Annotated in this window: 13 protein-coding genes; 8 read left to right on the top strand and 5 right to left on the bottom strand. The window is 68.8% G+C overall.

Translation table 11 applies throughout. The features are described from left to right. The first annotated feature begins 10 nt into the window (after nt 1–10). From map to N536_RS0100060, 3 genes are all read left to right on the top strand, one after another. Nucleotides 11–799 carry a type I methionyl aminopeptidase gene (gene map / locus N536_RS0100070; protein ID WP_029111738.1) on the top strand — a complete coding sequence of 263 codons (789 nt, stop codon included), beginning with the start codon at nt 11–13 and terminating at the stop codon, nt 797–799. 25 nt (nt 800–824) lie between these two features. Continuing rightward, nucleotides 825–1,706, top strand: a complete 882-nt coding sequence (locus tag N536_RS0100065) for a LysR family transcriptional regulator (RefSeq protein ID WP_029111737.1) — start codon at nt 825–827, stop codon at nt 1,704–1,706. A gap of 75 nt (nt 1,707–1,781) precedes the next feature. Next, nucleotides 1,782–2,999 carry an MFS transporter gene (locus tag N536_RS0100060; protein ID WP_029111736.1) on the top strand — a complete coding sequence of 406 codons (1,218 nt, stop codon included), beginning with the start codon at nt 1,782–1,784 and terminating at the stop codon, nt 2,997–2,999. An 18-nt stretch (nt 3,000–3,017) separates the two neighbouring features. Here N536_RS0100060 and N536_RS36940 read toward each other — a convergent pair whose 3' ends face one another. Continuing rightward, nucleotides 3,018–4,133: a GGDEF domain-containing protein gene (locus N536_RS36940; RefSeq protein ID WP_036434854.1), complete on the bottom strand. Its 1,116-nt coding sequence runs from the start codon at nt 4,131–4,133 to the stop codon at nt 3,018–3,020. A gap of 248 nt (nt 4,134–4,381) precedes the next feature. Here N536_RS36940 and N536_RS0100050 point away from each other — a divergent pair, with 248 nt between their 5' ends. Beyond that, a complete protein-coding gene (locus N536_RS0100050; protein ID WP_029111735.1) occupies nt 4,382–6,160 on the top strand; it encodes a thiamine pyrophosphate-requiring protein in 1,779 nt (592 codons plus the stop codon). Nucleotide 6,161: 1 nt separating this feature from the next. On the opposite strand, the gene N536_RS0100045 is transcribed toward N536_RS0100050, so the two are convergent. From N536_RS0100045 to N536_RS36930, 4 genes are all read right to left on the bottom strand, one after another. Beyond that, nucleotides 6,162–6,437: a DUF3618 domain-containing protein gene (locus tag N536_RS0100045; RefSeq protein ID WP_029111734.1), complete on the bottom strand. Its 276-nt coding sequence runs from the start codon at nt 6,435–6,437 to the stop codon at nt 6,162–6,164. Next, nucleotides 6,427–6,834 (bottom strand): phage holin family protein, encoded by a 408-nt coding sequence (locus N536_RS0100040; RefSeq protein ID WP_029111733.1) that lies wholly within the window; start codon nt 6,832–6,834, stop codon nt 6,427–6,429. The genes N536_RS0100045 and N536_RS0100040 overlap by 11 nt, the downstream gene beginning before the upstream one ends. 87 nt (nt 6,835–6,921) lie before the next feature. Then, entirely contained in the window at nt 6,922–7,365 is a 444-nt protein-coding gene (locus N536_RS36935) for a hypothetical protein (RefSeq protein ID WP_155948357.1), read from the bottom strand. A 115-nt stretch (nt 7,366–7,480) separates the two neighbouring features. Further along, complete coding sequence (locus tag N536_RS36930) at nt 7,481–7,858, bottom strand: hypothetical protein (protein WP_029111732.1); 378 nt, start codon at nt 7,856–7,858, stop codon at nt 7,481–7,483. Between the two features lie 179 nt (nt 7,859–8,037). Here N536_RS36930 and N536_RS0100025 point away from each other — a divergent pair, with 179 nt between their 5' ends. From N536_RS0100025 to N536_RS0100010, 4 genes are all read left to right on the top strand, one after another. Next, nucleotides 8,038–8,604 carry a hemerythrin domain-containing protein gene (locus N536_RS0100025; protein WP_029111731.1) on the top strand — a complete coding sequence of 189 codons (567 nt, stop codon included), beginning with the start codon at nt 8,038–8,040 and terminating at the stop codon, nt 8,602–8,604. 96 nt (nt 8,605–8,700) lie between these two features. Further along, complete coding sequence (locus N536_RS0100020) at nt 8,701–8,880, top strand: DUF2795 domain-containing protein (RefSeq protein ID WP_029111730.1); 180 nt, start codon at nt 8,701–8,703, stop codon at nt 8,878–8,880. 26 nt (nt 8,881–8,906) lie between these two features. Then, complete coding sequence (locus N536_RS0100015) at nt 8,907–11,090, top strand: catalase (RefSeq protein ID WP_029111729.1); 2,184 nt, start codon at nt 8,907–8,909, stop codon at nt 11,088–11,090. A gap of 15 nt (nt 11,091–11,105) precedes the next feature. Continuing rightward, nucleotides 11,106–12,182 (top strand): NAD-dependent epimerase/dehydratase family protein, encoded by a 1,077-nt coding sequence (locus N536_RS0100010; protein ID WP_029111728.1) that lies wholly within the window; start codon nt 11,106–11,108, stop codon nt 12,180–12,182. Nucleotides 12,183–12,378 lie beyond the last annotated feature (196 nt).

Here is a 12,378-nt window from a genome sequence, read left to right as displayed (position 1 = left end):
GAGATCCGACGTGATCGAACTCAAGACCGCCGACGAGATCGACAAGATGGCGGTGACGGGTGAGTTCGTCGCGGACACGCTGGCGACGCTGTCGGCCGAGGCGCAGCCGGGCGTGAACCTGATGCAGCTCGAGCACCATGCCCGCGAGCTGGTCGCCGACCGCGGCGCCGAGTCCTGCTACTGGGACTACGCGCCGTCCTTCGGCCGCGGACCATTCCGCAACGTCATCTGCCTGTCCGTGAATGACGCTGTGCTACATGGCATGCCACGCGACTACGTACTACGTGACGGTGACGTGCTGAGCCTCGACTTCGCGGTGTCGATCAACGGGTGGGTGGCCGATTCGGCGGTCACGGTCATCGTGGGCGACGCCGTGAACCCCGCGGACAGGGACCTCATCGAGTCGACGCGGAGGGCGCTCGACGCCGGTATCGCCGCGGCCGTGCCGGGAGGCCGGCTCGGTGACGTCTCCGCTGCCATCGGCGCCGTCGCCGCGGCAGCGGGATACCGCGTCAACGCCGAGTTCGGTGGCCATGGGCTGGGCCGGACCATGCACGAGGACCCGCACGTCTCCAATCGCGGACGACCGGGGCGTGGACTGCTGTTGCGCGCCGGGATGACGCTCGCGCTCGAACCGTGGTGGGCGCGCGGCAGCGATCGGCTGGCGATCGACGCGGACGGCTGGACGCTGCGCTCGGCGGACGGGTCGAACACCGCGCACTCCGAGCACACGATCGCGATCACCGAACACGGTCCGCGCATCCTCACCAGATCATCGGTCGACCAAGCCGTCGCATGAGGGGCCGGTGGTTAAGCTCCCCGGCATGCACCTCGACGAACTGCGCTGGTTCGTCGTGCTGGCCGAGACCGAGCACGTCACGGAGGCGGCCGCCGAGTTGGGCATTCCGCAGCCGACCCTGTCGCGGGCGCTGGCGCGGTTCGAGGCCGAGGTCGGTGTCGCGCTGTTCGACCGGGTCAACCGTCGGCTGCGGTTGAACGCCTACGGCGCCATCGTGGCGGAGCACGCGCGTCGCGCGACGGCCGAGATGCGCTCGGCCGACGAGCGCATTGCGGCGCTGCGCGATCCCGATACGGGCACGGTCCGGTTGGCGTTCCTGCACTCGCTGGCCAGCTGGTTCGTTCCGGACCTGTTGCGCCGCTTCCGTTTACAGGCGCCGCAGGTCCGCTTCGACTTGTTTCAGGGAGCGGCGCACGAGCTCACCAGCCGCGTCCTTGAGGGGCACATGGACCTGGCCATCACGTCGCCTCGACCCGCCGGTGCGGGGTACGCGTGGCACGGCCTGTACTCCGAACGACTGTGCTTGGCGGTACCGCGGGGACATCGGCTGGCGAAGCGCTCCCGCTTGCGGTTGGCCGACGTCGCCGGGGAGCCGTTCATCATGCTCAGCATCCAGTCGGGGCTGCGCCAACTCACCGACGAGCTGTGCGCGGTGGCAGGGATCCAACCGCAGGTCGTGTTCGAAGCCACCGAGATTCCCACGCTCGAAGGGCTCGTCGCGGCAGGCTTCGGCGTCGCGGTCGTGCCCGTGCCTCGCCCGGAACGTGCGGAGCCGATGGCCGCTTACGTACCGCTGTCCGACGCGGGCGCCAAGCGGCAGGTCGGCGTGGCGCTGGCGGCCGGACGCGAGCTGCCCGCGGCGGCGGCGCGGTTCGTCGAATTCGTGAAGGATGCGGCTCTGAACTGATCATGCGCCACACGCATGATCGCGCTCGATTTCATGCATTGGACACACCATCCCGGGTCGATCGACACTCGACCGGTGACGATCGACGCCCGGCCCGATGCCGACACCTGGGTGGGGCATCAGCGTGGCTCTTCCGAGTATCGCCGGCTGCTGGCGGCATTGTTCTGTGCGGGTGTGGCGACCTTCGCCCAGCTCTACTCACCGCAGTCGGTGCTGCCGCTGATCGCCGCGGACCTGAAGACGGGAGCGGCCGACGCGGCGCTGATCATCTCCGCCGCGACGGCCGGTCTCGCCGCAGGCGTCATCCCGTGGTCGTTGGTCGCGGACCGGATCGGCCGGGTACGGGCGATGTCGATCTCGGTCACCGCGGCGACCGCGATGGGTCTGCTCGTACCGTTCGCGCCGGATTACGGGCTGCTGCTGGCCGGTCGATTCGTGGAGGGCGTCCTGATCGGCGGGGCACCGGCGATCGCCATCGCCTACCTGTCGGAGGAGATCCACCCCCGCCATGCGGCGCGCGCGGCGGGCATGTACGTCGCGGGTACCAGCGTCGGCGGACTGCTGGGGCGGCTCGTCGCCGGTCCCATCGGCGAGGTCGCCGGATGGCGGATCGGCGTGCTCAGCGTGGCGGCCCTCTGCGGCGTCGGAGCACTCGGCTTCATCCGGCTTGCGCCTGCACCCCGCGGGTACGACCCGACGGTCGAATCCGCGCTCCCCGGTGGCCTGCTGCACCGCCTGGCCGCCAATCTGCGCTCCCCGCGCCAGCTGACGCTGTTCGCGCAGGCCTTCCTGCTGATGGGCGGATTCGTCGCGCTGTACAACTTCCTGGGCTTCCGGCTGATGGCTGCACCGTTCCATCTGCCCCAGACCGTCGTGAGCCTGGTGTTCCTCGCGTACCTCGCCGGCACCTGGGCATCGTCGCGGACGGGGGCGCTGGCCACCAGGTTCGGCCGCAAGCGCGTGCTGCTGGCATCGATCGCCGTCATGATCGTCGGTGTGTCGATCACGTTGAGCGACAACGTGTTCACGGTCCTGGCCGGTTTGGTCGTCTCGACGGCTGGATTCTTCGGTGCGCACGCGATCGCGTCCGGCTGGACCGGTCGGGAAGCCACCGTCGGCAAGGCGCAGGCGTCGTCGCTCTACAACCTCTTCTATTACGGCGGGTCGAGCGTCATCGGCTGGTTCGGCGGCGTCGCGTTCGACGTCGCGGGCTGGACCGCCGTGGCGGTCACGATCGTCGTGCTCGCCTGCGTCGCGGCCGCGGCGGCTCTGGTCGTGCTGCGCCGCGACTGAGGGGACCGGCGGGCTCCGTCATTCCCGTCCGCGCGCGTCGGGCTTCGCGATCACGCTCAGGGCGGGGTTGAGCACGAAGCGGGCCCGGTTGCCACCGGCCTTCTGCGCTTCGGACATGGCGGCCTTCGCAATTGTCATCACTTCGTCGACGACGTCGTCGGGCGGGAGGTGCATCAGCGGGCGCAGCGGCGTGCTGACCACCCCGATACTGATCGTCAGGCGGGACGGGGTGTTGGTCACCGCGGCGCTGATTCGGTCGACGAGCGGGGACGCGTCGGGGGTGGTGAAGGTGTCGGCGATGACGAATTCCGCCTCGGAGACGTGGGCGACGACGGCGTCGTGGCGCACGCTGCGTCGCAGTGCGCTGCCGACCGCGACCCTGGCTCGATTGCCGCCTCGTTCACCGGACATGCTGGTGACCAGCGAGAACCCGTCGATGGTGACGAGGATGAGCACCAGGTAGCGGTCGTCGTCGCGCTGACGCGCGGCCAGCAGCGTGGCGGTGCGTTCGTAGAACGAGTCGCGGTCCAGCAGTCCCGTGAGGGGTTCGAGCCGACCGGACTCCCGGTCACCGGCGACGAGCCGTACGCCCATCCGGCACGCGAAGGCGGCGAAGACGTTGACGATCGCGACGAGCACCACGCTGCTGATCGCCAGCGCCGTGTCCAAGGCGGCGAGTCGGATCGCGAGGACCGCCAACGTCGCCACGGCGATGGTCCAGGTGAAGGCCAGCAGCCGCAGGCCGTGGAAGCAGGCGATGTACGCGGCGAGCACCGCGAAGGACGTGGCGCCCAGCAGACCGGCCACCGGACTCGTGGTGATCAGGCAGGCGACGGCGATGCACACCGTACCCACGACGACGCATGTCACGGACTCGGCCTTGGTGGGCCAGCGATAGCGCATCCAGCGCAGCGCCATCGCCACACAGCAGGCCGAGACGGCGACCGCGAGTATCCGGCCCGTCAGGTTGCGCGGGCCGAGCGGACTGACCAACGCGATCAACGGGATCACACCGAGGCCGGCGATGATGCCGGCAATCACCCGGCACGTACTGGCTTGCATGCCGCGGCCCGCGAGGATCGCCGTCAGCCAGTAGTAGTGGTCATGGCGGGGCCTCCACCGCTGCGACGTCACAGCCGGTCATGACGGCGACAGCTGCACGAATGCCTCATCACCGACCCCCTCGTCACCAACACCCTCGTACCGAATCTATCAACGTCGGAGCGCCACGTCAGGGTGACTACCAAGTATCCAGCCTGCGCACCGTGCAGTCCACACAACGAAACGGGGCACACCCATGTCCGGGCCCAGCGGCGTGAACCTCCGCCGGTTGGGTATCGGCACTGTGAGCCCGTACAACACAGCCGGAAAGGCGCGCAGCAATGACTCAACTCGTATCCGACATGATCGTCGACCGCCTTCGGGACTGGGGTGTGACGCGGTTGTTCGGCTACGCCGGCGACGGCATCGATCCGCTCCTGGGCGCGCTGCGGCGGGCCGGCGGAGATCCCGAGTACGTCGGGACCCGACACGAGGAGATGGCGGCGTTCATGGCCTGCGGGCACGCCAAGTTCACCGGCGAGGTCGGCGTGTGCGTCGCCACTCAGGGACCGGGAGGCATCCATCTGCTGGCCGGCCTCTATGACGCCAAGTTGGATCGGCGCCCCGTGGTGGCGATCATCGGCCAGGTCGTCTCGACGGCGCTGGGCAGCGGCTATCTGCAGGAAGTCGACCTGCACACCCTGTTCAAGGACGTGTGCGGGCAGTACGTCCAGACGGTGATGTCGGCGGAGCAGTTGCCCATGGCACTCGACAACGCGATGCGGACGGCACTGTCGACGTCGACTCCGACGTGCCTGATCGTGCCGCACGACGTCCAGCAGGCAGAGATGCCGGACGCGCTGCCGCACAGCCACGGCATCGTGCCGTCGGCGACGGCGTTCGGCCAACCGTTCGTCACCGCACCCCCCGACGCCGTGGCCGAGGCCGCCGCCGTGCTGAACGAGGGACGCCGCGTTGCCGTGCTCGTGGGGCGCGGCGCCGCCGGTGCCGACAGTGAGATCACCGCCGTCGTCGAGACGCTCGGCGCCGGTGTGACCGCGTCACTGCTCGGCAAGCCCGTGCTCGACGAGGGCGCGCCTTGGCACACCGGGGTGATGGGACACCTCGGCACCACGGCAAGCGCCGAGCTGATGGGCGAATGCGACACCTTGCTGATCGTGGGGTGCAACGACCCGTGGACGGAGTTCTATCCGCAGCCCGGGCAGGCTCGGGCGGTTCAGATCGACGTGCAGCCGCGGGTGATCGGCAGCAAGTACCCGGTGGACGTCGCGGTGATCGGTGACGCCCAGGACGCGCTCGCCGCGCTGCTTCCGCTGTTGCAGCGCACCGAGGACCGCAGCTGGCATGACCGGGTGCGCCGGTCCGTGCAGCGTTGGCGAGACGTCGCAGCCGCCCGCGTCGACGCCGAATGTGCCGACGCCAACCCACAATTCGTGATCAACGAGCTGTCGGCCCACCTGTCAGCCGACACCCGGTTGGCCGTCGACGTCGGTTCGTCCACCTACTGGTATGCACGCCATCTGCGCCTCCCACGCGGAGTGGACGCGCACGTGTCGGGGTACCTCGCGGCGATGGGATGCGCAATGCCGTATGCGCTCGCCGCCAAACTGGACGCACCCGACCGGCCCGTCGTCGCGCTGGTGGGCGACGGGGCGATGCAGATGAGCGGGTTGCTGGAGTTGGTCACGGTGGCCGACCGGTGGCGGCAATGGCCGGATCCGAGGTTCATCGTGTTGGTGCTGCACAACCGCGATCTCGCGGAGGTGTCGTGGGAGCAGCGGGAGATGGAGGGTGATCCGCGATTCGCCGCGTCACAAGCCGTCCCGGCCTTCCCCTACGCCGACTACGCCGAATTGCTGGGACTGCGCGGAATCCGGGTGACCACGTCAGCGGAGTCGTCGGACGCGTGGCGCACGGCATTCGCCGCCGACTGCCCGGTGCTCATCGAAGCCGTCGTCGACCCCGCGGTGCCGCTCCTTCCCCCGAACATGCCGGATGATAAGGCAGACAAGGTGTTTGAAGCCATCGATGGTGAAGCGGACGGTGCCGCGGCCCGCGAACAGATGGCACGGCAACGCGTCACCGAACAGCGCGTCTAGATCACCGCCGTCGCCGGCGCCTTCGAATCAGCAGCCCGATCACCACGACACCTGCCACCGCGGCCGCCATGAGCGCACTTCGGTTGGAACGGGCCTGTGCGACGACGGCGGCCTTCGTGTGATCGACCTGTTGCTGAGCCCGCGCCTTGACGTCGACCTTGTCCGAGAGCGCGCTGATGGTTTCGCCGAGCTCGGCGCGGGTCTGCTCGATGTCCTTTTGCAGATCCTCGACGCCGGCGTTGGGGTCGGGTTCCGGCCGGGCGTGGCTACCTGTCATGGCGGGCATCCTTGATCTCCTGCACGTCGAGCTTGACGCTTTCCGTGGTCTTCGGGGCGGCGGGGGTCACCTGTTCGACCTGCTTCTTCGCGACGAGGATCGCAACACCCGCCGCGGCAAACAGCACCACCGCAACGACGGCCGCGGCCAGCCACACCGGAAGCACCAGCGCCAGCGCGGCGACCGCGGCGGCGACCGCCGTCGCCAAGCCGAGGAAGCCGAGCACGCCAGCGGCGCCGCCGAGGCCCGCACCCATCCCGGCGTGGCGGGCCGATTGCTCGAACTCCTTCTGTGCCAATCGAATCTCGTCACGCACCAGTCGCGAGGTTTGCGTCGACAGCTGGCCGAGCAACTCGCCTAGCGAAGCGTCGGTCGCGGTGTCGGGCGGTCTGGTCATGGACGTCCTCCTTGCCCGTCTCGTCTCATGGGAATACCGCTTCGGCGTACCCGCGCGGCCTTGCCCGAAACCCTCTCCCGACCGTGGTCAGAAGGCCGCGACGAAGTCCGAGGTGTAGAACTCGGCCGGAATCTGCGAGTACTCGTCGGGGCGCTGGATCAGCACCCACGCACCCGTGGCGTCATCGAGGATCCGATCGCGAAGCTCGATGCGGCCGGCCCCCAACTCGTCGGTCTGAAGCAGGCCGCTTACCGCGCCGGGACTCGAACCGTCGCAACCAGCCGCAGCGGACCGCGGGAACTGGATGAGAACGACCTCGTAGCCGGTATTCGGCCGTGCGGTCGCCAGGTCCACTTCGGCGAGCACGGTATCGGAATCCGGTGTCCTGATGTAGGCGACGGCCCTTCCCGTGCCGTCGGCCGGCACGTACGTGTTGGTACTGAAGTCACAACGTTTCAGCACCGTGGCCAACGCAACCACCACCACCCGGCCGGTGTCCGGCGCGGCCACGACGGGCGCGGCCGTCCCCACGAGCCCGGCAACCACGCACGCCGTCACGGCGAACGGGGCGGCCGCACCTCGCGAATGGCCTCGCGAACAACGAAGCGGCACGGGCCGATTGCGCCCGCGGGAATGGGCCGAAGCGTCAGCCGCCGCCGGTGCCATTTCCACCACCGGTCCCACCACCCGACTGTCCGCCGCCGTCATTGCCGCCACCGGTCGGCGGCTCCGAACTGCTCGGCGAGGGTGCGGGCACGCTGTTGCCGCCCCGAACGGTCTGGCTGGGACCGGACTGCGGCGGGGCACCCGTGTCGACCGGTGACGTCTCGACCGACCCGGTCGGCATCGTCGTCACCGCAGGGCTGGTCGCAGGGCTTGGGCTGCCACTCTGCGGGGTCGTACTGACGGCAGGGGCCTTGTCGCCGTCCTCGCCGCACGCCACGGCGAGCGGGACCATGCCGATCGTGGCTGCGATTCCTGCGGCGGCTGCCGCACGGCGCACGGTGTCACGTTGAAAGTGCATCTGGTCCTCCCACCCTCGTTGGCCCCCGATCCGGCGCGCGTACCCACGGCACGGTGCGCCAAACCTGATGTGGGAGAGGTCAGCGGCCGGTTTTCGCGCCGCAGCGCGCGGGTAGCCGGAGGCAGCGGCGTGCAGCCCATGCGCCGACATCGATTCGCACACCTACGGAGGTATCTGCCGTGGCCGAGAAGCCCATCAACACGTCTGCCGACGTCGTCAGCTATCTGAAGGACCAGCACGAGGCCATCAAGGCGCTGTTCATCGAAACCCTGGACGCCAAGAACGCCGACGAGCAGAGCGAGGCCTTCACGCGGTTGCGGAAGCTGCTCGCCGTCCACGAGACCGCAGAGGAAATGATGGTGCACCCGCGGGTGCGGAGGAAGACCGAGGGCGGCGCCCAGATCGCCGACGCTCGGTTGACCGAGGAACGCGACGCGAAGGTCGCCCTGAGCGAACTCGAGAAGATCCCCTGCGGCACAGCCGACTTCAGCAAGGCGCTGATTCACCTCCAGGCCGCCGTGGTAGAGCACGCCGAGCGGGAGGAGACCGAGGAGTTCACCCTGCTCGAGGAGCAACTGGACGACTCCGAACTCGACAAGTTGGCATCGGCCGTTCAGATGGCCGAGCGGATCGCGCCCACCCATCCCCACGCAGGAGTGGAATCTGCGTTCGTCAACTTCGCCGTCGGGCCGTTCGCCTCGATGCTCGATCGCGCGCGTGACGCACTCCGCAGCGGCGCGGCGTGACACCGTCGCAACCCGAGCCGGCCCCCACGAACATTCGTTGGGGCCGGTTTGGATTTTGGATGGTTTCACCGCGACGAAGCGGGTACCTCCGCCAACATGCCAAATCCAATCGATCTACAAAAGTCCCTGTCCGGCGCGAACTACCCCGCCACCAAGTCGGACCTGTTGGAGTGCGCCAAGTCGAACGGCGCCGACCAGAACCTCATCGAGGACCTCAAGCAGCTCCCCGACGAGGAGTACAGCGGTCCGGATCAAGTGCAGAAGGCCATGTTCTAAAGGCGATGTTCTAGAAGGGAACCTCGATGCCCACCTCCCGCAAGCGCGACCAGACCGCCCCTCCCACTGTCAGCGCGACCGGCGTTGCGGAAAGCGTTGACGGGCAACGCGATCCGCGTGCCCAGTCGGGCCGCTACCTGACCACCGCACAGGGGGTGCGGCTGCCCGACACCGACCATTCGCTGAAGGCAGGTCCGCGCGGACCCTCCTTGATGGAGGACTTCCACCTGCGCGAGAAGATCACGCACTTCGATCACGAGCGCATCCCGGAGCGGGTGGTGCACGCGCGGGGGGCCGCCGCACACGGCGTGTTCGAGGCCTATGGCAACGCCGCCAGCGTCACCCGGGCCGCCTTCCTGGCCGAGAAGGGGAAGCAGACGGAGGTGTTCTGCCGGTTCTCCACGGTGCTCGGCTCGCGCGGATCGGCCGACACCGTGCGAGACACCCGCGGCTTCGCGGTGAAGTTCTACACCGACGAGGGAAACTTCGACCTCGTCGGAAACAACATCCCGGTGTTCTTCATCCAGGACGGTATCAAGTTCCCCGACATCATCCACGCGGGCAAGCCGCATCCGGACCGCGAGATACCGCAGGCCCAGTCGGCGCACGACACCTTCTGGGACTTCGTCTCCCTGCACACCGAGGCCACCCACCACGTGTTCTGGAACATGAGCGATCGGGGCATCCCACGCTCCTTCCGGACGATGGAAGGCTTTGGCGTGCACACGTTCCGGCTGGTCGACGCCAACGGCAACACCAGCCTGGCGAAGTTCCACTGGAAGCCCATCGCCGGCGTGCACTCGCTGGTGTGGGAGGAAGCCCAGATCGCAGCGGGTGTCGACCCGGACTTCCACCGGCGCGACATGGCCGACGGCATCGAGGCGGGCGCTCCCCTGGAGTACGAACTGGGCATCCAGGTCATGCCGGACGACGGAACCGACAGCTTCGAGGGCATCGACCTGCTCGACCCGACGAAGATCGTCCCCGAAGAGTTGGTGCCGGTGCAACGGATCGGCAAGCTGTCGCTGAACCGCAATCCGACCAACTTCTTCGCCGAGACCGAGCAGGTGGCGTTCCACACCGGCAACCTGGTTCCCGGCATCGAGCCGACCAACGACCCGCTGATGCAGGCCCGGCTGTTCTCCTACCTCGACACCCAACTCACGCGGCTGGGCGGGCCGAACTTCACCCAGCTGCCCATCAACCGGCCCCACTGCCCGGTCAACGACATGCTGCGCGACGGCATGCACCAGACCGCGATCCACACCGGCGTGGCGCCGTACCGGCCGAACAGCCTCGACGGTGCCGACCCGCTCGTCGCCGAGGCCGACGAAGGAGGGTACGTGCCGACCCCGCGGCCCGTTGACGGTCCGGTGGTGCGGGCGCAGCCCGCGTCGTTCGACGATCACTTCAGCCAGGCCGCGATGTTCTACCGCAGCCTCAGCGAGGTCGAGAAGGCGCACATCGCCGAGGCGTTCACCTTCGAACTGGGCAAGTGCTACGAGAAGGCCGTCAAGGAACGCGAACTCGAAGTGCTGGCCAACGTCGACGCCGATTTGTGTCAGCAGGTCGCCGACGGTCTGGGACTGCCTGCGCCGCAGGGGAACCCGCCCACCAATGTGGTCACTTCTCCGGCGTTGTCACAGCTGGTCACGGAACCGGGCCCCATCGCCGGGCGCAAGGTCGCGGTCATCGCCGATGCGGGGTCCGACCTGGCAGGCATCGCGGTGCTGACGAAGCAACTCGCGCGTCAGGGCGCGACGGCGTTGGTCACCGCACCCGTTGGGGGCACGTTGAAGTCTGGTCGACGTTCGCTGGTCATCGAACGCACCTTCGCCACGGCGCGGTCCATCGAATTCGACGCGGCCGTCGTCGCCGCGGGGACGTCGATCACCAATGACGTCCAACTGGTGGTGATGCTGCAGGAGCTGTTCCGGCACTTCAAACCGCTGGGGGCGTGGGGCGACGGTGTCGCACTGCTCGAGGCGGCAGGTATCAACCGGGCCGCCGCGGGTGTGCTCGTCGGCGACGAATCCGACAAGGCGTTCGGTGAAGGACTGATCACGGCGCTTGGCCTGCACCGGGTTTGGGAACGTGCCGATACCGCGATCGCCTCGGTGATGACGCCTACCAAGGCCCCGGCGAAGGGGGCCGCGGCGGCCAAGTCCACGCTGCGGAAGAAGACGGGACGGCGGGCCCGCAGCGGCTAAGTCGGAGCGTGTGCCATGCGGATAGTCGTCACGGGAGCGAGCGGCAACGTCGGAACCGCTCTGCTGCGCCAGCTGGCCGAATCCGGGAACGGGCACGAGGTGATCGGCGTCGTGCGACGTCCGCCGGAACGGACCGGGGTGTACGGCTCGGTGACGTGGCGGGGGCTGGACATTGCCGACGCCGACGCGCGGGATCGCTTGCGGCGCATCTTCGACGGCGCCGACGCGGTGGTACATCTGGCGTGGGGCTTCCAGCCCACCCGCAACACGAGGTACCTGACGAGCGTGGGTGTGGGTGGCACGTCCGCCGTGGTAGACGCGGCGCATGACGCAGCCGTGGGCCAGGTGGTCCACATGTCGTCGGTCGGGACGTATGCGGCCGGTCGGTACGGCCAACGGGTCGACGAGTCGTGGCCGGCGACGGGAATCGCGACGTCGCCGTACAGCCGTGACAAGTCGGCCGCGGAGGCGCTGCTCGATGCCTACGAGAGTGCGCACGGAAGTGCGGCCATCCCGATCGCGCGGATGCGTCCGGGGTTCATCCTGCAGAAGATCGCGGCCAGCGGACTGATGCGCTACGCGCTGCCGGGTTACGTGCCGATGCGGGTGGTGCCGCTGGTCCCGCTCCTGCCGCTCGACCGCCGGTTGTGCATTCCGGTCGTGCACGCCGATGACGTCGCCGGCGCCTTCGTCCGGGTGATCGAACGCCGCGCCCGGGGGCCGTTCAACGTAGCGGCGGAACCGCCGGTCAGCCGGGATGACGTCGGGGAAGTGCTTGGCGCCAAGCCCATTCACGTGCCATCCGCAGTGTTGGGTGGGTTGGCCGACGTGGCCTGGCGGCTGCGACTGCAGCCGGTCGACCGGGGCTGGCTCGACATGGCGTTCAGCGTCCCGCTGCTCGACTGCGGCCGGGCGCGCGCCGAGCTGGACTGGTCGCCCACATGGTCGTCGACCGAGGCGTTGGCCGACGTCATCACCGGCATCGGAGAGCACGCCCACTACGGCAGCCCGCCGCTTCGCCGGCGGTCGCTGCTCGATCGCTTGCGCCGCGACTTCACCGCAGGACCCATCACCACGCGGCAACGACCCTGATCTGCCGGGGCCGCGGCGGGCCCCGGCGTCACGCCGCCTTGCCGTCCGGCGGGTCTGGGCCGCCGGCGGCCTGAGTCCTGTTGTCGTCGTTGATGGTTGACTCGTCGGGGGCTGGCGGGTCGTGCGGACTGCAGGTCTGATCGGGTGCTGACGGTTCGTAGGCTGCCCACGCGTCGATCCAGTCCTGTGCGGTGAT

The organism is Mycobacterium sp. URHB0044, assembly GCF_000620625.1.
Taxonomy (GTDB): domain Bacteria; phylum Actinomycetota; class Actinomycetes; order Mycobacteriales; family Mycobacteriaceae; genus Mycobacterium.
Note: the sequence above shows the minus strand (reverse complement) of the source record. Positions and strands in the feature narration are given on the sequence as shown.